21 protein-coding genes are annotated in these 22874 nt (G+C 61.1%); 12 read left to right on the top strand and 9 right to left on the bottom strand.

Features of this window, described 5'->3' with window-relative positions; all coding sequences use genetic code 11:
• Positions 1–17 precede the first annotated feature (17 nt).
• From eat to rfbB, 4 genes are all read right to left on the bottom strand, one after another.
• Entirely contained in the window at positions 18–1382 is a 1365-nt protein-coding gene (gene eat, locus AC3IT9_RS21290; RefSeq protein ID WP_489270958.1) for an ethanolamine permease, read from the bottom strand.
• A gap of 259 nt (positions 1383–1641) precedes the next feature.
• Positions 1642–2511, bottom strand: a complete 870-nt coding sequence (gene rfbD, locus AC3IT9_RS21285; protein WP_489270957.1) for a dTDP-4-dehydrorhamnose reductase — start codon at positions 2509–2511, stop codon at positions 1642–1644.
• Between the two features lie 46 nt (positions 2512–2557).
• On the bottom strand, positions 2558–3433 hold the full coding sequence (gene rfbA, locus AC3IT9_RS21280) for a glucose-1-phosphate thymidylyltransferase RfbA (RefSeq protein WP_150726263.1): 876 nt from the start codon (positions 3431–3433) through the stop codon (positions 2558–2560).
• Positions 3430–4512: a dTDP-glucose 4,6-dehydratase gene (gene rfbB / locus AC3IT9_RS21275; RefSeq protein ID WP_150726264.1), complete on the bottom strand. Its 1083-nt coding sequence runs from the start codon at positions 4510–4512 to the stop codon at positions 3430–3432. Before rfbB ends, rfbA begins: the two co-directional genes overlap by 4 nt.
• 343 nt (positions 4513–4855) lie before the next feature.
• Between rfbB and kdpF the strand changes: the two genes are divergently transcribed.
• From kdpF to AC3IT9_RS21245, 6 genes are all read left to right on the top strand, one after another.
• Positions 4856–4945: a K(+)-transporting ATPase subunit F gene (gene kdpF / locus AC3IT9_RS21270; RefSeq protein ID WP_007899818.1), complete on the top strand. Its 90-nt coding sequence runs from the start codon at positions 4856–4858 to the stop codon at positions 4943–4945.
• Positions 4946–4953: 8 nt separating this feature from the next.
• Positions 4954–6648, top strand: coding sequence for a potassium-transporting ATPase subunit KdpA (kdpA, locus tag AC3IT9_RS21265; protein ID WP_150726265.1), 1695 nt, complete (start codon positions 4954–4956; stop codon positions 6646–6648).
• A gap of 26 nt (positions 6649–6674) precedes the next feature.
• On the top strand, positions 6675–8732 hold the full coding sequence (kdpB, locus tag AC3IT9_RS21260; protein WP_489270956.1) for a potassium-transporting ATPase subunit KdpB: 2058 nt from the start codon (positions 6675–6677) through the stop codon (positions 8730–8732).
• Positions 8733–8867: 135 nt separating this feature from the next.
• Complete coding sequence (gene kdpC / locus AC3IT9_RS21255) at positions 8868–9413, top strand: potassium-transporting ATPase subunit KdpC (RefSeq protein ID WP_150726267.1); 546 nt, start codon at positions 8868–8870, stop codon at positions 9411–9413.
• A gap of 131 nt (positions 9414–9544) precedes the next feature.
• Positions 9545–12196 (top strand): DUF4118 domain-containing protein, encoded by a 2652-nt coding sequence (locus AC3IT9_RS21250; RefSeq protein ID WP_489270954.1) that lies wholly within the window; start codon positions 9545–9547, stop codon positions 12194–12196.
• Positions 12197–12244: 48 nt separating this feature from the next.
• The gene (locus AC3IT9_RS21245; protein ID WP_489270953.1) at positions 12245–12943 is read left to right on the top strand and encodes a response regulator; all 699 of its coding nucleotides are present in this window, start codon (positions 12245–12247) and stop codon (positions 12941–12943) included.
• Positions 12944–13084: 141 nt separating this feature from the next.
• Here the strand turns inward: AC3IT9_RS21245 and AC3IT9_RS21240 are convergent, their stop codons facing one another.
• Positions 13085–14125: a patatin-like phospholipase family protein gene (locus AC3IT9_RS21240; RefSeq protein ID WP_489270952.1), complete on the bottom strand. Its 1041-nt coding sequence runs from the start codon at positions 14123–14125 to the stop codon at positions 13085–13087.
• Between the two features lie 221 nt (positions 14126–14346).
• Here AC3IT9_RS21240 and AC3IT9_RS21235 point away from each other — a divergent pair, with 221 nt between their 5' ends.
• From AC3IT9_RS21235 to AC3IT9_RS21225, 3 genes are all read left to right on the top strand, one after another.
• A complete protein-coding gene (locus tag AC3IT9_RS21235; protein ID WP_034150181.1) occupies positions 14347–14625 on the top strand; it encodes a hypothetical protein in 279 nt (92 codons plus the stop codon).
• A 100-nt stretch (positions 14626–14725) separates the two neighbouring features.
• Positions 14726–15484, top strand: a complete 759-nt coding sequence (locus AC3IT9_RS21230) for a CHAD domain-containing protein (protein ID WP_150726271.1) — start codon at positions 14726–14728, stop codon at positions 15482–15484.
• A 232-nt stretch (positions 15485–15716) separates the two neighbouring features.
• Positions 15717–16514 (top strand): acyl-CoA thioesterase, encoded by a 798-nt coding sequence (locus AC3IT9_RS21225; RefSeq protein WP_489270950.1) that lies wholly within the window; start codon positions 15717–15719, stop codon positions 16512–16514.
• On the opposite strand, the gene AC3IT9_RS21220 is transcribed toward AC3IT9_RS21225, so the two are convergent.
• The 3 genes from AC3IT9_RS21220 to AC3IT9_RS21210 form a co-directional block, all read right to left on the bottom strand.
• Positions 16515–16880 carry an Mpo1-like protein gene (locus AC3IT9_RS21220; RefSeq protein ID WP_489270949.1) on the bottom strand — a complete coding sequence of 122 codons (366 nt, stop codon included), beginning with the start codon at positions 16878–16880 and terminating at the stop codon, positions 16515–16517.
• A gap of 227 nt (positions 16881–17107) precedes the next feature.
• Positions 17108–18589: a methyl-accepting chemotaxis protein gene (locus AC3IT9_RS21215; RefSeq protein WP_489270947.1), complete on the bottom strand. Its 1482-nt coding sequence runs from the start codon at positions 18587–18589 to the stop codon at positions 17108–17110.
• 207 nt (positions 18590–18796) lie between these two features.
• Entirely contained in the window at positions 18797–19606 is an 810-nt protein-coding gene (locus AC3IT9_RS21210) for a TatD family hydrolase (RefSeq protein ID WP_151214628.1), read from the bottom strand.
• Between the two features lie 237 nt (positions 19607–19843).
• On the opposite strand from AC3IT9_RS21210, the gene AC3IT9_RS21205 reads away from it, so the two are divergent.
• The 3 genes from AC3IT9_RS21205 (at position 19844) to AC3IT9_RS21195 (ending at position 22359) form a co-directional block, all read left to right on the top strand.
• A complete protein-coding gene (locus AC3IT9_RS21205; protein ID WP_489270946.1) occupies positions 19844–21265 on the top strand; it encodes an MltF family protein in 1422 nt (473 codons plus the stop codon).
• Positions 21266–21368: 103 nt separating this feature from the next.
• A complete protein-coding gene (locus tag AC3IT9_RS21200) occupies positions 21369–21803 on the top strand; it encodes a DoxX family protein (RefSeq protein ID WP_150726277.1) in 435 nt (144 codons plus the stop codon).
• 247 nt (positions 21804–22050) lie between these two features.
• Positions 22051–22359: a hypothetical protein gene (locus AC3IT9_RS21195; RefSeq protein ID WP_008001428.1), complete on the top strand. Its 309-nt coding sequence runs from the start codon at positions 22051–22053 to the stop codon at positions 22357–22359.
• Positions 22360–22362: 3 nt separating this feature from the next.
• On the opposite strand, the gene greB is transcribed toward AC3IT9_RS21195, so the two are convergent.
• Positions 22363–22860: a transcription elongation factor GreB gene (gene greB / locus AC3IT9_RS21190; protein ID WP_007973570.1), complete on the bottom strand. Its 498-nt coding sequence runs from the start codon at positions 22858–22860 to the stop codon at positions 22363–22365.
• Positions 22861–22874: the final 14 nt, after the last annotated feature.

Raw genomic sequence — 22874 nt, 5'->3', positions numbered from 1 at the left:
CTATGCCTGTTACGCTTTCAAAGTCCGGTCAGCATCGCATCCGCCGGTGCGTCGGCACGCAATTGCGCGGTGAGCATGAAGTACACAAAACCTGCCGCCATGAAGCCCAGGAAGATCAGGCCGATCAACGTGTTGAACCAGGCCATCGCCACCAGGCAAACCACCGCCAGCATCAGTGCAATGAACGGTACCAACGGGTAGCAGGGGGCGCGGAAGGTGCGCTCCAGGTTCGGCTCGGTTTTACGCAGTTTGAACAGGCTGAGCATGCTCATGATGTACATCACGATGGCGCCGAACACGGCCATGGTGATCATTGCGGCGGTCAGTGTCATGCCGCCGAGGTTGATCAAGCCGTCGCTGTAGATGGCTGCAATGCCGATCACACCACCGGCGATGATCGCCCGGTGCGGGGTTTGAAAACGCGACAGTCTGGCCAGGGATACCGGCAGGTAACCGGCCCGGGCGAGGGCGAAGAACTGCCGCGAGTAGCCGAGGATGATCCCGTGAAAACTCGCCACCAGACCGAACAGGCCGATCCACACCAGCATGTGCAGCCAGCCCGAGCTTTCGCCGACCACGGTTTTCATTGCCTGTGGCAGCGGGTCGTTGATGTTCGACAGGGTGCGCCAGTCCCCGACGCCACCGGCGAAGAACATCACACCCATCGCCAGCAGCACCAGGGTCAGAATACCGCTGATGTAAGCCTTGGGAATCGTGCGTTTCGGGTCCTTGGCTTCTTCGGCGGCCATGGCTGCGCCTTCGATGGCGAGGAAGAACCAGATGGCAAAGGGGATCGCCGCGAACATCCCGGCAATCGCCGGAGCACCGAATACGTCGGAACCGGCCCAGCCATTGAGGGCGAAATGGCTGAAGCTGAATGCCGGGGCGACCACGCCCATGAACACCAGCAATTCGGCAACGGCCAATACGCAGACCACCAGTTCGAAGGTCGCTGCCAGTTTCACGCCGAGGATGTTGAGGCCCATGAACACGATGTAGGCACCGACTGCCGCGTGTTTCGGGTCCAGGGCTGGAAACTGGACATTGAGGTAGGCGCCGATGGCCAGGGCAATCGCCGGTGGGGCGAAGACGAATTCGATCAGTGTCGCCAGCCCGGCGATCAAACCGCTTTTCTCGCCAAAGGCGCGACGACTGTAGGCAAAGGGACCGCCAGCGTGAGGAATGGCAGTGGTCAGTTCGGTGAAACTGAAGATGAAGCAAGTGTACATGGTGGCGACCATGAACGAGGTCACCAGAAAGCCCAAGGTCCCGGCCACGCCCCAGCCATAGCTCCAGCCGAAATACTCTCCGGAAATCACCAGCCCGACCGCAATGCCCCACAGATGTAAGGTGCCCAGCGTGGGTTTGAGTTGTGTATTCATGGGTTTGCTCCCTGAGTGGTTTGGAAAGCTCGGGGGAGGCCAGTGCAGTGGGCGTGCCATATCGCGATTGTGCGTCGTAATGGGCTGAAAGCTGTCGTATCGGGGATGTTCGCCACTGGATGCACGAATTTTGTGCGTCAATCAGGGGCGCAGTTGTTGCAAATGCGGCTTTCGCGAGCAAGCCCGCATACCCGCTCCCCAACACCGCTGCAACTCGCAGGTTTGGTATTTCAATGCAGGTGCGGGCAGCGGTTGATGCTCAGGCTTGCTGAGTGAGGCACTCGCGCAACGCCGTTTGCCAGTCAGGTTGACTGACACCCCAATCGCGTTGCAAGCGACTGCAATCCAGGCGCGAGTTGAGCGGCCGGGCTGCGGGTGTCGGGTAGTCGCTGGACGGGATCGGCAACAGGTCGGCGCAGGGCTTGCCCTGTTGTCGCAATGCTTCGCCGATCGCCTGGGCGAAGCCGAACCAGGAGGTTTCACCTTGAGCGCTCAGGTGATAAGTACCCCAGTTGGCAACGTCGTTCGCCTGCCAGCGTTCAATCAGGGCAAGGGTGCTGTTGGCGATTGTACCGGCCCATGTAGGTGCGCCGATTTGATCGGCGACTACGCGTAACTCCGGTTTCTCTTGCAGCAAACGCTGCATCGTCAGCAGAAAGTTGCGGCCATGGGTTGAATAGACCCAACTGGTACGCAGGATCAGATGTTTACCTTGCACGTCCCTGATGGCCTGCTCACCGGCCAGTTTGCTCTTGCCGTACACCCCGAGCGGATTTGGCGTGTCGTCCTCGTTGTAAGGCCCGACTTTCATCCCGTCGAATACATAGTCCGTGGAGTAATGTACCAACGGAATGTCGAGCGCCAGCGCTTCTTCGGCAAGGATGCCGGGAGCTACCGCGTTAATGGCAAAGGCTGATTGCGGCTCGCTTTCTGCCAGATCAACCGCTGTATGGGCCGCGGCGTTGATGATCAGATCGGGCCGGACGTTTTGCACCTGACGGCGAATCTGATCGGGTTGCGCGAGATCGAGCTGATCGCGACCCAATACGATCAGTTCGCCGACAGCCCCCAGTCGCCGTTGCAATTCATGTGAAACCTGACCGTGTCGGCCATTGATGAGTATTTTCACGGGAACAGTCCAGTCTCGTTACCGGGCAAACCGGACTCGCACAGGTTCATTGCTCTTCCCCCGCCAGTTTGGCCAGGTACTGGCCATACCCGGTTTTGCCAAAGTACCGGGCACGCTCCAGCAACTGTTCGCGGTCGATCCAGCCATGTTCATAGGCTATCTCTTCGAGGCAGGCGACTTTGAGGCCCTGGCGGTGTTCGATGGTTTGCACGTACTGAGAGGCTTCGAGCAAGCTATCGTGGGTGCCGGTGTCGAGCCAGGCGAATCCTCGACCAAAACGCTCGACCTGCAGATCGCCACGTTGCAGATAGGCATTGTTGACGTCGGTGATTTCCAGCTCGCCGCGAGGCGAAGGCTTCACCGCCTTGGCAATCTCGATCACATCGTTATCGTAGAAATACAGGCCGGTAACGGCATAGCTGGATTTCGGCTTTTTCGGTTTCTCTTCGATCGAAAGCGCACGGCCATCTTTGTCGAAATCGATTACGCCGAAGCGCTCGGGGTCCTTGACCCAGTAGCCGAACACGGTGGCGCCGGAAGTGCGTTTTGCCGCGTTCTGCAATTGTTCGCCAAAGTGCTGACCATGGAAGATGTTGTCGCCCAGGATCAGGCACACGGGGTCATCGCCAATGAACTCTTCGCCGATCAGAAAAGCCTGGGCCAGACCGTCCGGTGACGGCTGCTCGGCAAAGCTGAAGTTCACCCCGAACTGGCTGCCGTCACCCAGCAGATTGCGATACTGGGGTAGATCCTGCGGGGTGGAGATCAGCAGAATATCCTTGATACCTGCCAGCATCAGCACGGAGATCGGATAGTAGATCATTGGCTTGTCGTAGACCGGCAACAGCTGTTTCGACACTCCAAGCGTAATCGGGTGCAGGCGCGTGCCCGAGCCACCCGCCAAAACGATGCCTTTCATCATGCGAGCAGCTCCTTGGGGTTGATGGCGCCAAGGCGTTCGCCCTGATAGCTGCCGTCTTGAACGCGGCGGCACCATTCCATATTGTCCAGGTACCATTGAACGGTTTTGCGCAGGCCGGTTTCGAAGGTCTCTTCGGGTACCCAGCCCAGTTCGCGTTCAATCTTGCTGGCGTCGATTGCGTAGCGCAGGTCATGACCAGGGCGATCCTGGACGAACGTGATCAGGTCGGCGTAATGCGCAACGCCCTCAGGCTTGTGCGGTGCCAGTTCTTCAAGCAGGGCGCAGATGCCACGCACCACGTCGATGTTCTTTTGTTCGTTGTGCCCGCCGATGTTGTAGGTCTCGCCGACGCTGCCGGTGGTCACCACTTTGAGCAGTGCCCGGGCGTGATCTTCGACGAACAGCCAGTCGCGCACTTGCAGGCCATTGCCATACACCGGCAGCGGCTTGCCGGCCAAGGCATTGAGGATGACCAGCGGAATCAGTTTCTCGGGGAAGTGGAACGGCCCGTAATTGTTCGAGCAATTGGTCAGCAGCACCGGCAAGCCATAGGTTCGCTGCCAGGCACGGACCAGGTGGTCGGACGCTGCCTTGCTGGCGGAGTAGGGCGAGCTCGGCGCGTAGGGCGTCGTTTCCGTGAACAGATCGTCGACACCGTGCAGGTCGCCGTAAACCTCGTCAGTGGAAATGTGATGAAAGCGGAAGGCGCTTTTCTCAGGCTCCGGGAGGGCTTGCCAATAAGCACGGGCGGCTTCGAGCAGGCTGTAGGTGCCGACAATGTTGGTCTGGATGAATTCCGATGGCCCGTCGATGGAACGATCGACGTGGGACTCCGCTGCCAGATGCATGATCGCGTGAGGCTGGAAACGCGCCAGCACTGCACTGACGGTCGCTTGATCGACAATATCGGCCTGAACGAACTCGTAGCGAGTGTCGTTGGCAATGCTGGTCAGCGATTCGAGATTGCCGGCATACGTCAGTTTGTCCAGGTTGAGCACATCATGCTCAGTGTGTTGAATCAGCTCGCGGACAAGGGCCGAGCCTATGAAACCGGCTCCGCCGGTAATAAGGATACGCACGTTGGGCCAGCCTTCTTCAGTAATGCGAATAGCAGTAGCTTGCAGGCGCGAGCGGGGAGGTGCAAGAGTTCTTGACCCCATTCGGCTGCGTCGCGCCAATCGGGCGGGATTATCCATGACTTGCAGCCTTCACTCACTACTCTCGCGCACAATTTAGAGTTCTACCTGCGACACTCCCGGATTTTCCGCCCCGGAGCTCCTCCCCCGCACCCTGTAACCCGGCGTAAACCCACTATTTACGCTTTCTTTATGCCTGGCGCGCACCCTCGATCTCGTTCCTTTACAGCCTCCCTGCCGACAATGACTCCACACGCGGCAATACGCCGTAACACGGAGAACTTCCATGAGCGTTCTGGACGGGGTGTCGCTGCTGCTCGCAGTGGGGCTGTTCATTTATCTGTTGGTTGCGCTGCTGCGCGCGGACCGGAACTAGGAGCGGCTATGCACAGTTATGACTATTGGCTGATCCTCGGTTTTTTCGCCCTGGTATTGGTCCCGGCGCCGTTTCTCGGGCGCTTCTTCTACAAGGTAATGGAAGGTCAGCGCACGTGGCTGTCGCCGGTCCTCGGGCCGGTCGAACGTGGCTGTTACCGGCTGGCCGGGGTTGACCCGCAAACTGAGCAGAGCTGGCAGAAATACGCTCTGGCCTTGCTCGCTTTCAACCTCGCAGGTTTCCTGTTGCTTTTCACGATCCTGTTGTTCCAGGACCACTTGCCGCTGAACCCGCAGAACCTGCCGGGTCAGGAGTGGACGCTGGCGTTCAACACTGCCGTCAGCTTCATGACCAACACCAACTGGCAGGCCTACAGCGGCGAAGCTTCCCTGAGCTACTTGAGCCAGATGGTTGGCCTCACCGTGCAGAACTTCGTCAGCGCCGCTACCGGTCTGGCGGTACTGGTCGCGCTGTGCCGCGGTATCGGTCGCAAATCCACCCGGACCCTGGGCAACTTCTGGGTCGACATGACCCGCGCCACCCTCTATGGCTTGTTGCCGCTGTGCCTGCTGCTGGCGCTGTATCTGGTCTGGCAGGGCGTGCCGCAAACCTTCGCGCAGTATGTGAACGCGGTGACGGTGCAGGGCGTCGACCAAGTCATTCCCCTGGGGCCTGCTGCCAGCCAGATTGCGATCAAGCAATTGGGCACCAACGGTGGCGGTTTCTTCGGCGTGAACTCGACGCATCCGTTCGAGAACCCGACGGCGTGGAGCAACCTGTTCGAAATGGCCTCGATCATTCTGATCCCCGTCGCGCTGGTGTTCACCTTCGGCCATTACGTGAAGGACCTGCGTCAGAGCCGCGCGATCATCGCCTGCATGCTGGCGCTGTTCCTGATCGGCGGCGCAACCTCGCTGTGGGCTGAATACCAGCCGAACCCGGCCCTGAACAACGTCGCCGTCGAACAGACCGCACCGCTGGAAGGCAAGGAAGCGCGCTTGGGCACTACCGCCACTGTGTTGTGGTCGGTGACCACCACGGCCGCGTCCAACGGTTCGGTGAACGGCATGCACGACAGCCTCAACCCGCTGAGCGGCATGGTGGCCCTGGTCAACATGATGGTTGGCGAAGTGATCTTCGGCGGCGTTGGTGCCGGGCTCTACGGCATGTTGCTCAACGTGTTGATCGCGGTGTTCCTTGCCGGCCTGATGATCGGCCGTACTCCGGAATACCTCGGCAAGAAACTGCAGGCCAGGGAGGTGCAATTGCTGGTGGTGACCCTGATGGTCATGCCGATTGGCGTACTGGTGCTCAGCGCGATCGCCGCCAGCCTGCCAGGCCCGGTCGCTGCTGTGAGTAACCCCGGTCCACACGGTTTCAGCCAGTTGCTCTACGCCTACACCTCGGCCAGTGCCAACAACGGCTCGGCGTTTGGTGGTTTCGGCGCCAACACCCCCTTCCACAACCTGATGCTGGGCCTGGGCATGTTGATCGGTCGCTTCGGCTACATCCTCCCGGTACTGGCCCTGGCCGGCAGCCTGGCGATGAAGAAAACCGCGCCGATTGGACAAAACAGCTTCCCGACCCACGGCCCGCTATTCGTGACCCTGCTGACCGTGACCATTTTGCTGGTGGGTGGTTTGACCTTCCTGCCGACTTTGGCACTGGGCCCGATCGCAGAACATTTGAGCATGGGCTTCTGAGCCGGTTCTCTTCTGAGGAGCAAATGATGAATATGCCCGTAACAAAACCGGTCCTCGCCAAGGCGCCGGAACAACCGAAAACCGCGATCTCGGCCCTGTGGCGTCCGGCGCTGGTGCAAGCCTTCGTCAAGCTCGACCCACGGCAATTGCAGCGTGCTCCGGTGATGCTGGTGGTCGAACTGACGGCGATCCTGACCACCGTGTTGTGCTTCATTCCCGACACGGCGGTGCCGACTTTCGTCGCCGCGCAAATCGCGGTGTGGCTGTGGTTCACCGTGCTGTTTGCCAACTTCGCCGAAGCCTTGGCCGAAGGTCGTGGCAAGGCCCGCGCCGACAGCCTCAAGGCCGGCAGCGAAGGCCTCAGCGCCCGGCGCAAAACCGGCAACGGCAGCTTTCAGGTGGTGCCCGCCGCCAACCTGCGCAAAGGCGATGTGGTGCGCGTCGAAGCGGGGGAGATGATCCCCGGTGACGGTGAGGTGATCGAAGGCATCGCGGCGGTCAACGAAGCAGCGATTACCGGTGAATCGGCCCCCGTGATCCGCGAGTCCGGCGGCGACCGCTCGGCCGTCACCGGCAACACACGGCTGGTGTCCGACTGGCTGCTGGTGAAGATCACCGCCAACCCCGGCGAGTCGACGCTGGACCGCATGATCGCCCTGGTCGAAGGCGCCAAACGCCAGAAAACCCCAAACGAAGTGGCGCTGGACATCCTGCTGATCGGCCTGACCCTGATCTTTCTGCTGGTCGTGGTGACCCTGCAACCATTCGCCCACTTCGCCAATGGCAGCCTGCCGCTGGTGTTCCTTGTGGCGCTGTTGGTCACGTTGATTCCGACTACCATCGGCGGTTTGCTGTCGGCCATCGGTATCGCCGGGATGGATCGCCTGGTGCGCCTGAACGTGATCGCCAAATCCGGTCGTGCGGTGGAAGCGGCGGGGGACGTGCACGTTCTGCTGCTGGACAAGACCGGCACCATCACCTTCGGTAACCGTCGTTGCTCGGCGGTGTATGCCGCGCCTGGCGTGACAGCCGGAGAACTGGCCGAGGGCGCATTGCTGGCTTCGCTGGCCGACGACACTGCGGAAGGCAAGTCGATCGTCGAGTACCTGCGTGGCACTCATCCGCAACCGGAACCGTCCGCTGAGGTGCTGACAGCTGTGCCATTCAGTGCCGAAACCCGCTTGTCCGGTGTCGACTATCAAGGGCGTGTGTACCGCAAAGGCGCGGTGGATTCGTTGCTGGCGTTCGTGGGCCTCAAGCGCGCTGATCTGGCTGTACCGTTGTCCCGTGAAATCGACAAGATCGCCCAAAGCGGCGGCACCCCGTTGCTGGTGTGTGCCGACGGCAAGTTGCTCGGTGCGATCCACCTCAAGGACGTGGTCAAGCCCGGTATCCGCGAGCGTTTCGCCGAGTTGCGCAAGCTGGGGATCCGCACCGTCATGGTCACCGGCGACAACCCGTTGACCGCCGCTGCCATCGCCGCTGAAGCGGGTGTGGACGATGTGCTGGCGGAAGCCACGCCGGAGAAAAAACTGGCGCGCATACGTCACGAGCAAGACGACGGTCGTCTGGTCGCCATGTGCGGTGACGGCGCCAACGACGCACCGGCCCTGGCCCAGGCGGACGTCGGCATGGCGATGAACGACGGCACGCAAGCGGCCCGTGAAGCGGCCAACATGGTCGACCTCGACAGCGACCCGACCAAGCTGCTGGACGTGGTGCAGATCGGCAAGGAGTTGCTGGTCACCCGCGGTGCGCTGACGACCTTTTCCATCGCCAACGACGTGGCCAAGTACTTCGCGATTCTGCCGGCACTGTTCGCCGCGATCTATCCGCAACTGGGCGTGCTCAACGTGATGCACCTGAGCAGTCCGCAGAGCGCGATTCTCTCGGCGATCGTGTTCAACGCCTTGATCATTGTGGTGCTGATTCCGCTGGCGCTGCGCGGTGTGCGGGTTCAAGCGGCGAGTGCGGCGGCGTTGCTGCGGCGCAATCTGCTGATCTATGGCCTGGGCGGGATTCTGGTGCCGTTCGTGGGCATCAAGGCGATCGACATGCTGTTGACGGCGTTGCATCTGGTTTGACTGCGTGGTGTGCCAGATAAGCCGCCATCGCGAGCAAGCTCGCTCCCACAAAAGCACCTCATACCCTGTGGGAGCGAGCTTGCTCGCGATGGATGCGCCACGGTGTACCTGACTTGTGAATTCGAGGATTTTGAAATGTCCACATTGATACGTCCGGCCCTGAGCCTGCTGGTCCTGATGACGCTGATCACCGGCGTCGCCTATCCACTGGTGGTCACCGGCGTGGCCCAGGTCGCGTTCCCGGATCAGGCCAACGGCAGCCTGGTGCGGGATGCCGAGGGCAAGATCCGCGGCTCCTCGCTGATCGCCCAGGATTTCGTCGGCGACGCCTGGTTCCACCCGCGTCCTTCGGCCGGTGCCTTTGCCACCGTGTCGAGTAGTGCCAGCAACCTGTCGCCGAGCAACCCGGCGCTGGCGACACGGGTGATTGACGATGCCAGCAAACTGCTGGTGCCAGGCCAGGGGCCGGTGCCCTTGGCGCTGGTCACTACCTCCGGCAGCGGTCTCGATCCGCACTTGCCACCGGCGGCGATTGCCTATCAACTGGCGCGTGTCGCGACGGCGCGCAACTTGCCGGTCGCGACACTGCAACAACTGCTGGATGCTCACGTCGAGCAGCCATTGGTAGGCCCGCCGGTGGTGAATGTGCTTGAGTTGAATCGGGCGCTGGAAAACCTGTAGATCGGCGGCGCAGCCATTCGCGAGCAGGCTCGCTCCCACAGGAGTATGCATTCCAATTGTGGGAGCGAGCCTGCTCGCGATGACGGCCTCACAATCACCACAACAACATCTGAAAAAAGAGATTCCCAAGCATGAGCAACTCCGGCCGCGCCGACGCGCTGTTAGCAGACCTGCCCCGCGATGGCCGTGGCCGGCTCAAGGTATTTCTCGGCGCCGCGCCGGGTGTCGGCAAGACCTACGCCATGCTGCAAGCGGCCCACACCCAGTTGCGCCAAGGGGTGAAAGTGATCGCCGGCGTCGTCGAAACCCACGGCCGGGCCGAAACCGAAGCACTGCTCGGCGGCTTGTCGCAGCAGCCGTTGGTACGTTCCGAGTACCGTGGCGTGTTGCTTGAAGAAATGGACCTCGACGGTCTGCTCCTCGCCAAACCGAAGCTGGTGCTGGTCGACGAACTGGCGCACACCAACGCACCCGGCAGCCGTCACGAAAAACGCTGGCAGGACATTCAGGAACTGCTCGCCGCCGGCATTGACGTGTACACCACGGTCAACGTCCAGCACCTGGAAAGCCTCAACGACCAGGTGCGCGGCATCACCGGCGTGCAGGTCCGCGAGACTCTGCCGGACTGGGTGTTGCAGGAAGCCTATGAACTGCTGCTGATCGACTTGCCGCCGCGGGAACTACTGGAGCGCCTGCGCGATGGCAAGGTCTATGTGCCGGAGCAGGCGCGGGCGGCCATTGACGCGTTCTTTTCCCAGACCAACCTCACGGCCCTGCGCGAACTGGCGATGCAAACCGCGGCGGCTCAGGTCGATAACGATCTGGCCCAAGGGTATCGCCAGTTGGGGCAAGCGGCGCCGGCCGTGCGCGGGCGTTTGCTGGTAGGGGTCGATGGCGATGCCCAGGCCGAGCGCCTGGTGCGCCATGCCAGTCGCGTGGCCCAGCGGCGGCACCTGCCCTGGAGCCTGGTGCACGTGGACAACGGCCGCGTGCGTGACGAACAGTCCCGCCTGCGTCTGCAGAGCGCCCAGCAACTGGCCGAGCGCCTGGGCGGCGAAGTGGTGTTGCTGCGCGCCGGTGAAGTGGCGAAAACCCTGATCCAGCATGCCGCCGAACGCCGCGCCAGCCTGGTGCTGGTCGGTCAGTCCCGGCCGCGGTTGCGCCGACGTCTGTTCGGTGGCGGGCTTGCGGCGCGATTGCTGCGTAATGCACGCGGACTGGAAATCAACGTTCTCGACAGCGATCATCAACAGCTTCAACCCCATCAGAGGTCGATGCATTCACTGGTCTGGTTCGACTACGCATTGGCCGTTGTCGCGACGGTTCTGGCCAGCGCCCTGGCCTGGGCCGTGGCGAGCGTGCTGCCACTGCCGAACATCTCCCTGGTGTTCCTTGCAGCGGTGTTGCTGGTGGCGGTGCGCAGCAGCCTCGGACCGGCGCTGGCTTGTGCGGCGCTGTCGTTCCTGACCTATGACTTCCTGTTCATTCCACCGAATTTCTCTTTCAGCATCCAGCGCGAAGAAGACGTACTGACCTTGCTGTTCTTCCTGCTGATGGCGGCCCTCACCGGCAATCTCGCAGCGCGCCAGCGCAGGCAATTGCAGGCACTGCGCGATACCCAGGAAGAGACCACCGAATTGCTCGACCTATCACGCAAACTCACCGCCGCCACCGACCGCCAGGCCGTGGTCAGCGCGGCTGCCCAGCACCTCAATGGTTGGAGCGATGTGCAACTGTGCCTGCTCAATCGCGACGGGCAAAGCGGCTGGAAAGTCGAAACCGGTGGCCCCCTGGAGTTCAGCGAAGCCGAGCGCGCCGCCGCCGATTGGGCCTGGCAGCACGATCAACCCGCGGGTGCCGGCACCGGCACCTTGCCGTTCGGCCGCTGGTGGTGGTGGCCATTGTCGGTGGAGGACGGCCCGCTCGCGTTGCTTGGCGTGTGCGCCAGGGAAGGCCAGACCTTGAGCGGCCAGCGCCGACGCTTGTTGACCGCGCTGAGCCAGCCGCTGGCCCAGGCGCTGGCCCGGGCGCAACTGGCCGATGATCTGGAAGCGGCGCGGCTGCACGGCGAAACCGAGCAACTGCGCAGCGCCTTGCTGGCGTCGGTGTCCCATGATTTGCGTACACCGCTGACGTCCATGCGCGGCAGTATCGACAGCCTGCTGGCCCTGGGGGAAGCGATCCCGCTGGAGGATCGACGTGAACTGCTCGAAGGCACCCGCGATGAAGCCGAGCGCCTGGACCGCTACATTCAAAACCTGCTCGACATGACCCGTCTCGGCCACGGTGCCTTGAAGCTGGCGCGGGACTGGGTGTCACCGGCAGACATCGTCGGCAGTGCGCGCAATCGCCTGCGGGCAGTCCTTGCGCCGTTGCAGGTCAGCACCGACGTGCCGGCCGAGCTACCGCTGCTGTATGTGCATGCCGCGCTGATCGAACAGGCACTGGTCAACGTGATGGAAAACGCCGCGCGGTTTTCGCCGCCCCACGGGCGTTTGCAATTGCGCGCCGGGGCCGATGACACTGAGCTGTTTTTCTCGGTCTGCGATGAGGGCCCGGGGATACCGGAAGAGGAACGGGCGAAGATTTTCGACATGTTCTACACCGCGGCGCGAGGTGATCGTGGCGGGCAGGGCACCGGGCTGGGGCTGGCGATTTGTCAGGGCATGGTCGGTGCCCATGGCGGGCGCATCAGCGTCGCCGACGGCATCGAGGGGCGCGGCACCTGTATCACGTTGCACCTGCCGCTACAGGCTCAACCGGGATACGAAAGTGAAGCCTGATCGCGCTTGCGCTACTCTCTTGCCACTTCTTTGTGTTGATGTGAATTCATGAGCCAGACCTCGACCATTTTGGTCATTGACGACGAACCGCAGATCCGCAAATTCCTGCGCATCAGCCTCGCTTCCCAAGGCTACAAAGTGCTGGAGGCGGGTACCGGCAGTGAAGGATTGGCGCAAGCCGCGTTGAACAAGCCGGACTTGCTGGTGCTCGACCTCGGCTTGCCGGACATGGACGGCCAACAGGTATTGCGCGATTTTCGCGAGTGGTCGACGGTGCCGGTGCTGGTGCTCTCCGTGCGCGCCAGTGAAGGGCAGAAAGTCGAAGCCCTGGATGGCGGCGCCAATGACTACGTGACCAAGCCGTTCGGCATTCAGGAGTTCCTCGCGCGGATTCGGGCGTTATTGCGCCAGGCGCCCGCAGGCGAGATGCAACAAGCAGCACTGAGCTTCGGTCCGTTGATGGTCGACCTGGCGTATCGCCGGGTGTTGCTCGACGGTGTCGAAGTCGCGCTGACCCGCAAGGAATACGCGGTGCTGGCGCAACTGGCGCGGCATCCGGGGCGGGTGATCACCCAGCAGCAATTGCTCAAGGACATCTGGGGACCGACCCACACCGAAGACACTCACTACTTGCGTATCGTGGTCGGGCACTTGCGCCAGAAACTCGCGGATGACCCGACCCAACCCAGGTTCATCGTCACTGAGGCTGGGGTGGGGTATCGGTTGTTGAGTGAGGGCAGCCTTTAGATCTTCGTTGCCTGATCTGACCCCATCGCGGGCAAGCCCGCTCCCACAGTGGATCGATGGTGAACACATTATTTATGAACACCCGAGACCCTGTGGGAGCGGGCTTGCCCGCGAAGAGGTCCTCAAATTCACTCGAGAACTTCAGGAATCCCGCTCGTTCTCGTATCTATCCAGCGTATCCCGCGCAATCTCCCGTCCCAATGCGATCAACTCCGGCGCCTTGTAGAACTCGAAAAACCGACACACGCGTTTGGGCACGTTGATCAGGATGTCCGGCGGATACCCGGCAATCTTGTACTGCGCCAGCGACGTCTGCATCACCTCGAAACTCTGGTTGATCAAATCCAGCAAGGACGCCGGCCCGACGTTGTCGATGATGAACGAACCGGTGGCGGAGCGGGGTGCGCCACTGGCTTGCGGAGCGGCCGCGGGTTGCTGCGCTTCTGGCTCGGCGGATTCGATCCACGGGTTGAGCTCCGCACCTTCGGCCTTCAAGGCTTCCTGTTCCAGAATCAACAATTGCTCGGCCTGTTTGCGCCGGAACGGCAACTTCGAGCCGACGGAGTTGATCAGGCTGTCGAAGCGGGTCTTGAAGGCGGCGGGACGCTGGATGATCGGCAATTGATAGTGGCGCTGGTTGGTGGAGTTGAGGTTGACCGCGATGATCAAGTCGCAATGGCTCGACACCACCGGCACGATCGGCAGCGGGTTGAGAATGCCGCCATCGACCAGCATGCGGTTGCCCTGCATCACCGGGGTAAACAGGCTGGGAATCGCTGCCGAGGCGCGCATGGCCTGATGCAGGCAACCTTCCTGGAACCAGATTTCCTGCTGGTTGGTCAGGTCGGTGGCAACCGCGGTGTAGGGGATACGCAAATCTTCGATGTTGACCTCGCCGACGATCTTGCGGATCTGCCCGAAGACTTTCTCGCCACGAATCGCCCCCAGGCGAAAACTGACGTCCACCAGGCGCAACACGTCGAGATAATCCAGGCTCTCGATCCAGTCGCGGTAATCATTGAGTTTGCCGGCGGCGTAGATCCCACCCACCACCGCGCCCATGGAGCAACCGGCGATACAGGCAATGTCATAGCCGCGCCGTTCGATCTCTTCAATGACCCCAATATGTGCATAACCCCGGGCTCCACCCGAGCCCAATACCAGTGCGACACGCTTTTTCATGGATCGCCCTCGTTTCAATGGTTCAACAATGCACCCATCGAGGGCCATGCTTCAATCGCCATGGTCGTTCGGGGGGACAAGAGCGTCGTATTTTCGACACTCCATGGCGGCACATGGTTATTCTCGTCAGCGCTATAGTTTGCACAGCGGACCAACGGCACTTTTCAGGTGCCACACCGTCTTACCTGCATGACTATTGACCTATTCTTGAGGAGTGAATGATGAAAGCCTGGATCTGCGTGCCATTGATTGCCTTGGCGCTCGCCGGTTGTGCCGGCAAAACCGCTTATCGCGACAGTTGCGGTAGTAACCTGGATGCGGCATGGCATGAACTGGATCTGGCCAAAGCCGAAGGTTTCGCCGGGACCGTCAGCTACTCCAAGGCCCTGTCGCTGTTGACCGCGGCCAAGACCCAGCAGCAATTCGAGGGGTTCGAAGGCTGCACCAAAAAAGCCGAGAAGGCTCGTTTCTATATTCGTGAGTCGCGCGCGGGGCGTTAAAAGCGAAAAGCGGTTACAAGCTCTAAGCTGCAATCTGCAAGACCCATTGAGCTTGCAGCCTGGAGCTTGCAACCTGGCGCTGTTTACGGAGTAAACCCCCATGATCGATCGGTTGGTGGCTCAGGTTCTGGGCCTGGAAGTTCGTCTGCTGGCCTGTCAGGCCCGCCTGAAAGAGCGTACTGACCCTGAAGCGTTACACGATCTGCGCACAACCATGCGTCGGTTACGCAGCCTGTTGCGACCCTTGCGCGGGCTGCCTGGCGTCGAACAACTGGAAGCGGCAGCTTCTCGGGTGGGCGATCTGACCACGCCATTACGTGATCGCGAAGTGCTGGCGGCGTACCTGCTCCAGCACCATCAACCCCAAGCCGCACAGTGGCGCATGGCGCAAATGGCCGAGGCCTATCCGGCCGTGGCGGCCAGCCCCGAACTCGCGCAAATGTTGATCGTCCTCGATGCGTTTCCGCGTTTTCTGCGTGCCGCCCAGCGCCAGGGATTGCTCAAGGGCCTGCGCAAGCGCATCGAAAAACGCCTGGGCAAGCAGTGGAAAAAACTCGACGAGGCACTGCACGATCCGACCCACGACCGTCATCGGCTGCGCCTGCTGATCAAGCGCGTGCGCTATGGCATCGACGCTTACCCCGAGCTGGACCGTTTGCCAAAAGCAGCCATGCCCCGATTGAAATCGGCCCAGGGCGCGCTGGGTGACTGGCACGATTGCGTGCAATGGCTGGCCATGGCTGAACGGGAAGCGGATTTGCAACCCTGTGTTGCAGAGTGGCAAACCAACATGGCCGAGGCTGAAAGCCGTGCGGACCGGGTGCTGGAAAAACTCAGCAAGGCCTGTTTCAAATCCTGAGACCTCCCCAGATCCATTGTAGGAGCGAGCCTGCTCGCGATGAGGCCGTGACATTCAACATTGATGTTGGCTGTCCGTGCGCTATCGTGAGCAGGCTCGCTCCTACAGGATTATGTGTTCGACACGAGCCTTGTTGGGCTCATCTGTCAGTCAATTTGGCCGGAATGGGCGATGTATCAACCACGCCAGATGGTTAAGATCCCTTCATCTTTTTCCGATCCCTGAGGTTTTCATGCGTTTTTCCGAACTGCTCGACGCTGTCCGCAGCCAGCCGCTGGAGCTGTCTATTCCGGCCTCATGGGCCCAGGGGCGAGCCAGTTTCGGTGGCCTGGTGGTCGCTTTGCAGTACGAAGCCATGCGTGCCCGGGTTCCGGCGGATCGTCCGGTGCGTTCGTTGGCAATCACCTTCGTCGGCCCGGTTGAGCCCGAGGTACCGGTCAGTTTTGAAGTAGACGTACTGCGTGAAGGCAAGGCTGTCAGCCAAGTGCTGGGCCGGGTGATGCAGAAGGGCCAGGTTGTGACGTTGATCCAGGGCAGCTTTGGTGCCTCGCGCCCCTCGGAAGTGGCGGTGGCCGCTGAACCGGCACCGGAAATGAAGCACTGGGACGAGTGCCAGGAATTACCTTTCGTCGAAGGTGTCATCCCCGAGTTCATGCGCCATCTGGCGATGCGCTGGAGTATCGGCGGGCTGCCGTTCAGCGGTAGTACATCCCGGTATATGGGCGGCTGGGTACGCTTGCGCGGCGACGTAAAGGAAGAGGCTATCGGCGAGGCGCATATCCTGGCGCTGGTGGACGCCTGGCCGCCGGCCCTGATGCCGTTCTTGAAGAAGCCGGCGATGGGTAGCACGCTGACCTGGACCATCGAATTCGTGCAGCCGCTGCTGGAACTGAGCACCCTGGACTGGTGCAAGTACCTCGTCGAAACCGAATACGCCGCCGACGGCTACGGGCATGCCGCCGCAAAAATGTGGAGCGCGGATGGCCGGTTGATCGCCATGAGCCGGCAGACGGTGACCGTGTTTGCCTGATCAGTGACGGCGGTGGCGCTCACGCCAGGCGCGCCACCAGCCGCCGCTGAGGAAGAACCGCGGAAACGTCAGGAACTGCTCGACCAACAGGCGCGATACCGCATCCTTGCGATCGCTGAAGGGTTCGGAGGCTTGGTTCTCCAGGCTGTGGCCGTGGCGTTGCAAGGCCAGCGCCGCAATCACACCGATCACGCCGATGGCGATGTTTGCCAGGCTCAGGCTGAACACCCCGGTCACAATCAGCAGAAACGCCACGATGAACAGCGGCACCGCGATCAGGTGCAGCACCAGATTGGTCGGGTGCTGGTGATTGTTCGGGTACGCTCGCCATTGCCAGGCGGGAAGGTTGGGGTGACGTTTGCCCATGATGCTGATCCTCGATCCATGTTGAACACATGTAGGAAGAATAGGCCCGGTCAATGCTGGCGGCGAATCAAGGCTGGCTATTGGCTTGATAGGTGTCATGGTCTGGATTGATGTTGCCGGTACTGACTATCGCGAGCAGGCTCGCTCCCACATTGATCTTTGGTGACCATCAGACTCTGGACATACATAGATCCCTTGTGGGAGCGAGCCTGCTCGCGAAAGGGCCCTCAAAGTTTCAGTTGACCGATAGCCTTGCTCAACTCCCCGGCCAATGCCGCCAGTTCATTGCTGGTGGTCGCCGATGTCACCGTCTGCTGCACCGTGTTCTCGGTCACGTCACGGATGCTCACCACCGCCCGGTTCATCTCTTCCGCCACCTGGCTCTGCTGCTCGGCCGCCACCGCGATCTGTGTATTGCTCTCACGCATTTGCGCCACCGCGCCGGTGATCTCGGCTAATGCCGCGCCGGCCTCTTGCGCCTGTTGTACGCAATCATCGGCCTTGAACGAGCTCTCTTGCATGAAATCCACGGCGTCCCGCGTGCCGGCCTGCAACGCCGAGACCATGAGGGTGATTTCATCCGTGGAGGCCTGCACGCGTTTGGCGAGGCTGCGTACTTCATCGGCAACCACCGCGAAGCCGCGACCCATCTCGCCGGCCCGGGCCGCTTCGATCGCGGCGTTCAGCGCCAACAGGTTGGTCTGCTCGGCGATGCTGTGAATCACGTTGACCACGCCGTTGATCTTCTGGCTGTCCTTGGCCAGGCGTTGAATCATCTCGGCGGTCTGCTGGACGCCGGTGGACAGTCCGGCAATCGACCGCTGCACCCGTGTCACGACCTCCTGCCCGCTGCCGGCCAGGGTATTGGCCGATTGCGAAAGGTCACGGGTGGCACCCGCGTGTTGGGCGATGTGATAGACCGTGGCGGTCATTTCATTGATCGCCGTGGCGGCCTGATCGGTTTCGCTTTGCTGACCGAGCATGCCGTGGCGCACTTCATTCATGCTGGCCGCCAGCCGCGCGGCGCCGACGTCCAGCTGCCGGGCGGTGCTGGCAACGGTGTTGACCACCCGTTGATAACCGGCCTGCATGGCGTTGAAGGCGTTGGCCATTTGCCCGACTTCGTCGCTGCAAGCCAACGGCACGCGGGCCGACAGATCGCCGGTTTTCTCCACGTGCAACATGACGTCTTTCAAGGTGTTGAGCTGGCTGAGCAGGAAGCGGATCAATAACTGCGATGCACCGAGCATTGCCAGCATCAGGATGAACACGGCCGACGCGTAGCTGGCTAAACGCTCGTTGAACACCTGGCTCAGGCTTGGGCCGTGGGCAATCACGGCGACCTGCTGGCCATCGGCACGCGAGAACACTTCGGCACCCGTCAACGGATTGTCACCGAACAGCGGCATCGCGTTGATCTCGACCCAGCCGTTTGCATTGATGAGTGGCGCAATGGGTTGTTCATTCATCGACGGCGTCTGTCCGCGATTGAACGTCAGCAGGTTGTCGGCGTGGGGCAGCGGTTGCCCTGCGGGCCAGGCTTTGAGCAATCGCGCCTGGGCCTGGGCCGAAGCCTGGGCGGCGTGACTGCGGGCCTGCTGTTCGAGCTGCACTGCGTACAGCACCAGCAACAGGGTGGTGACGAAAGCGACGGCGTTGACCGCCCAGAATTTGTATTTCAGCGAGATATTGCTAAGCCAGGCACCCATGGAGGTCTTCTCTGATAGCGGAAACAGTTTTGGCAAGGTGCCATCATTGTGCCGCTACTCAGGTGGCTGATTTTTGATGCAGATCAACGGCCCCTCAGCATTCCAGTGTGGGAGCGAGCCTGCTCGCGATAGCGGTCTGTCATTCAACTTGATGCTGGCAGACACGACGCCTTCGCGAGCAGGCTCGCTCCCACAGGGGATTTGTGGTTACTGGGGGATTGATGGCAAGCCGTAGAACGCCCGTGCGCACGCGGTGGTGTGCGCTGCCAGATCTTCCTGGCTTTCCCCGCGATGCAGTGCCACTTCGCGCAGTACTTCGGTCAGGTACGCCGGCTCGTTGCGCCCGTTTTTCGGCTTGGGGCGCAGGCTGCGCGGCAGCAGGTACGGCGCATCGCTTTCGAGCATCAGGCGTCCGCGCTTGATCTCCTTGACCAGCGGATGCAAATGCGTGCCCCGGCGCTCGTCGCAGATCCAGCCGGTAATGCCGATGTGCAAGTCCAGGTCGAGGTAGCTGAACAGTGCCTTCTGTTCGCCGGTGAAGCAGTGCACCACGGCGGCCGGTAGTCGGTCGCGGAAGTCGCGCAGGATTTCCAGCAAACGCTGGCTGGCGTCGCGTTCGTGCAGAAAAACCGGCAGCTGCAATTCGACGGCCATGGCCAGATGTTCTTCGAGGACCTTTTCCTGCTGCGGGCGCGGCGAGAAATCACGGTTGAAGTCCAGCCCGCATTCACCCACGGCCACCACATTCGGCTCGTTGAGCAAGCTGCGCAAACGGCGGGCGCTGTCGGCGTTCCAGTCGCTGGCGCAGTGAGGGTGAATACCGGCGGTGGCGAACAGGCGCTGGGCGCTTTCGTCCAGTTGCTGGCACAGCTCAAGGGCCTGTTCACTGCCCTCGACACTGGTGCCGGTCAGCACCAGTTGGCACACACCAGCAGCGTAGGCGCGGTCGAGTACGGCCTGGTGTTTGTCGGCAAAACTGGCGTTGGTCAGGTTGACGCCGATATCGATGAGTTGCATGGTGCTACCTCGGCCCAAAGGCCGGAAAGCATATCAGAGCCGTGGATTTATAAGAAAAACCAAGAACTACAACGGGTTAACGCTGTCTCTTGAGCCGCGGACCAGGCCGGGTTGGTAGTTTTGCCATCATTGTGCCAGTCTTTCGCACTTTGCCAGCGCCTTGGGCGCTCTGTTTTTGTCGCCGCGCTTGATGGTTTTCGTCATTGAAGCGGGCCTCATATTCTTTCCGGAGAGTGGATGATTCGTCCCTCGGTTTTGCTACTGCTGTGTTGTTCGCTGCTATTGCCGATGTCGGCGGTCGCGCGTCTGCCCGGGCCGCTGCAAGCCGTACCGGTCAGCAAGGTGCGTGACCTTGCCGAAATTCGCAGCAGTCGTGTGCTGCGGGTGTTGGTCAACCAGAGCCGCAACAGTTCCGGCGAAGTCCAGGGGCAGGCGATCGGGGTCGAATACCATCGCCTGAGAGCGTTCGAGCAATACCTCAACGGCCACGCCCGTGACGGTCAGGAAATCACCCTCAAGATCATCCCCAAGGCCAAGGATCAACTGCTCGGCGCATTGCAGCGCGGCGAGGGCGATCTGGTGGCGCCAGGCGAGTTGCTCGATCTGCAACCGGGTTTTGCCGTCAGCACCAGTGAGCCGATTGCCAGCAACATCCCGTTGGTCCTGGTGGGCATCAAGGGCGAACGCCGCTACACCAAACTTGAACAGCTTTCCGGCAAGACCCTGGCGTTACCTGCCGGCAGCGCCGCCGGAGATGCCGTCAGCCAGATCAATCAAAAGCTCGCCTTGCACAAACTGCCACCGGTCACAATCGAATGGGTCGATCCGAGCCTTGCCGTCGAGGACGTGCTGGAAATGGTCCAGGGCGGGATCTTCCACCTGACCATCGTCGAGCAGCCGATCGCCGAGCGCTGGGGCAAGATCCTGCCCAAGTTGCGTTTCGACAAGCAGGTACTCATCAGCGAGCCGGGAGAAGAGTTCTGGTTCGTGCGCCGTGATGCCTCGATGCTGCGGGCCAGCATTGATCGCTTCCTCACTGTCTACAAAAAACCATCGGATCAGGATGCCGCGTTCCTGCGGATCTATCGTCGTCTCTATCAAGTGCACTATCCACTGGCCAAGGCGGACCGGCAGCGTCTGGAGAAACTTCGCCCGGTGCTGCAGAAACACGCCGATGCCCAAGGCATGGACTGGCTGAACCTGGCGGCGCTGGCCTTCAAGGAGTCAGCCCTGCAACCTGCCGCCCGCAGTGGCGGTGGTCCGACCGGTCTGATGCAGATCACCCCTTCTGCGGCGCAGCGGGTGGGGGTCAACAATATTCAGGACCTTGATGGCAATGTTCAGGCCGGGGCCAAGTACCTGGCGATGATCCGGCGCAAATTCTTTGCCAGCCCGAAACTCAACGAGCGCGAACGCATGGCCTTCGTGCTGGCGGCCTACAACATCGGGCCGGAGCGGGTGCAAGGCATGCGCGCCGAAGCCCGGCGGCGAGGTTTGAATCCCAACCAGTGGTTCTTCCAGGTCGAACGCATTGCCATGGAGCAAGTGGGTATGGGGCCGGTCAGCTATGTTAATAGCGTGAACAAGTACTACTTGGCGTTCGACCGGGAGCGGGAGTCGTTGGAGCCCCAGGGACAAAAGGTTGTCTCGCGCAAATGATCGACTAATCTGATTGTAATGGTGGGTTTTTTGCGCTTTTACCATGCGATTTACTGATTAATATGGCGACCAACCAACACACACTGACAAGGAATGAAACAGCATGAGCACTCTGATCAACAAGGTACTGTCTACCCGCGCTGGCTACGGCCTGACCGTTCTGCGCATCGTGGTCGGCATTGTTTTCGCCGCTCACGGCTCGCAGAAACTCTTCGGGGCATTCGGCGGCTATGGTCTGGCTGGAACCGCGCAGTACATGGAAAGCCTCGGACTGACGCCGGGTTACCTGATGGCGGCACTGGCGGGCGGCACCGAATTCTTCGCCGGCCTGGCCCTGATCATCGGCTTGCTGGTTCGCCCGGCCGCACTGGGCCTGATCTTCCTGTCGCTGGTCGCAATTTTCTCGGTGCACATCAGCAACGGACTGTTCATGGCCAACAACGGTTATGAATTCGCCCTGGCCTTGCTTGGTGGCAGTATCGCGGTATTGATCGAAGGTGCGGGCAAACTCTCGGCGGACCGTGTCATCGCCGGCTGACCGCTCTGGCTCAACGAAAAGGCCCGCATTGTGCGGGCCTTTTTTGTTGAGCGTCATTCTTGACACTGTCCAGTCAGCTTCTCTAGGATGTTGCTCATGCGCCGATTTAAACAGCTACTTGCGGGGCGCCAGGTGACTCATCCAGTTGCCGATAGAAGCCAGAACAGGCTTCGAAATACCGCTAAAGCGCTGGTTCGGTGTTGCCTCTCACCTGCCATGCAGACTTTTGAGGCAGAGACACGACACAATGAATGCACTAAACCCCGTTGTACGTCCCGCGCCGATCACGGCACACCTGACCCAGCGCAATCCAAAAATCCTGCTTGGCGGCAAACATCAGCCGACGCTCTTGCGTTATCTCGATGGCTGGCCTCGTCGTACCGGCGGTCCCGCTGCCTTCCTGATCCAGTTTGTCGAAGACGGTGAGTCGCTCGCTCGTTTCGCCGACGACAGTTTTGATTTGGCGGTGATTCAATCCCCCAGCCTAGAAGATGCGCCTGAAGTGATCCGGCAACTGACCCGCGTTGCCCGGCAAGGGCTGATTACCCGGCGTTAAAGCTCACGGGTAGTCGATCGCAACGATGTAGACACACTGCTCACCGGTGGGTGTCTGGACCCGGACTTCGGCGTCCAGTGCCTTGCCGATCAGGGCGCGGGCCAACGGCGAGTCAATGCTGATCAGACCCTGTTTGAGGTCCAGTTCATCGGGCCCGACAATGCGGTAGCGCGACTCTTTGCCATCCTCGTCCTCGATCGTGACCCAGGCGCCGAAATAGACCTTGTTCGGATCGCTGGGTTTTTCGCTGACAACTTTGAGCGCTTCCAGGCGTTTGGTGAGAAAACGCACGCGGCTGTCGATCTCTCGCAGCATCTTTTTGCCATAGGTGTATTCAGCGTTCTCCGAGCGATCACCCTGGGCCGCGGCTTCGCTGACAGCCTGGGTAACCTGGGGCCGACGTACATGCCACAACTCATGGAACTCGGCGCGCATCCGCGCTTCACCCTCGGGGGTGATCAGCGCGGTGCCAGCGGTGCGGGGAGGGCGGTAACGGCTCATGACAGCTTCTTGTG

The organism is Pseudomonas sp. KH_046_1, from assembly GCF_057839025.1.
The sequence above is the reverse complement of the archived record's forward strand: the minus strand, read 5'-3'. Positions and strand labels throughout refer to the sequence as shown.

Coding starts and splice junctions, on each gene's coding strand:
- AC3IT9_RS21245 (WP_489270953.1), top strand. CDS start 12,245: ATGAGCCAGACCTCGACCATTTTGGTCATTGACGACGAACCGCAGATC.
- AC3IT9_RS21230 (WP_150726271.1), top strand. CDS start 14,726: ATGATCGATCGGTTGGTGGCTCAGGTTCTGGGCCTGGAAGTTCGTCTG.
- kdpF (WP_007899818.1), top strand. CDS start 4,856: ATGAGCGTTCTGGACGGGGTGTCGCTGCTGCTCGCAGTGGGGCTGTTC.
- AC3IT9_RS21205 (WP_489270946.1), top strand. CDS start 19,844: ATGATTCGTCCCTCGGTTTTGCTACTGCTGTGTTGTTCGCTGCTATTG.
- AC3IT9_RS21225 (WP_489270950.1), top strand. CDS start 15,717: ATGCGTTTTTCCGAACTGCTCGACGCTGTCCGCAGCCAGCCGCTGGAG.
- kdpC (WP_150726267.1), top strand. CDS start 8,868: ATGTCCACATTGATACGTCCGGCCCTGAGCCTGCTGGTCCTGATGACG.
- AC3IT9_RS21240 (WP_489270952.1), bottom strand. CDS start 14,125: ATGAAAAAGCGTGTCGCACTGGTATTGGGCTCGGGTGGAGCCCGGGGT.
- AC3IT9_RS21210 (WP_151214628.1), bottom strand. CDS start 19,606: ATGCAACTCATCGATATCGGCGTCAACCTGACCAACGCCAGTTTTGCC.
- AC3IT9_RS21215 (WP_489270947.1), bottom strand. CDS start 18,589: ATGGGTGCCTGGCTTAGCAATATCTCGCTGAAATACAAATTCTGGGCG.
- AC3IT9_RS21250 (WP_489270954.1), top strand. CDS start 9,545: ATGAGCAACTCCGGCCGCGCCGACGCGCTGTTAGCAGACCTGCCCCGC.
- kdpA (WP_150726265.1), top strand. CDS start 4,954: ATGCACAGTTATGACTATTGGCTGATCCTCGGTTTTTTCGCCCTGGTA.
- AC3IT9_RS21235 (WP_034150181.1), top strand. CDS start 14,347: ATGAAAGCCTGGATCTGCGTGCCATTGATTGCCTTGGCGCTCGCCGGT.
- AC3IT9_RS21220 (WP_489270949.1), bottom strand. CDS start 16,880: ATGGGCAAACGTCACCCCAACCTTCCCGCCTGGCAATGGCGAGCGTAC.
- rfbA (WP_150726263.1), bottom strand. CDS start 3,433: ATGATGAAAGGCATCGTTTTGGCGGGTGGCTCGGGCACGCGCCTGCAC.
- AC3IT9_RS21195 (WP_008001428.1), top strand. CDS start 22,051: ATGAATGCACTAAACCCCGTTGTACGTCCCGCGCCGATCACGGCACAC.
- AC3IT9_RS21200 (WP_150726277.1), top strand. CDS start 21,369: ATGAGCACTCTGATCAACAAGGTACTGTCTACCCGCGCTGGCTACGGC.
- greB (WP_007973570.1), bottom strand. CDS start 22,860: ATGAGCCGTTACCGCCCTCCCCGCACCGCTGGCACCGCGCTGATCACC.
- kdpB (WP_489270956.1), top strand. CDS start 6,675: ATGAATATGCCCGTAACAAAACCGGTCCTCGCCAAGGCGCCGGAACAA.
- eat (WP_489270958.1), bottom strand. CDS start 1,382: ATGAATACACAACTCAAACCCACGCTGGGCACCTTACATCTGTGGGGC.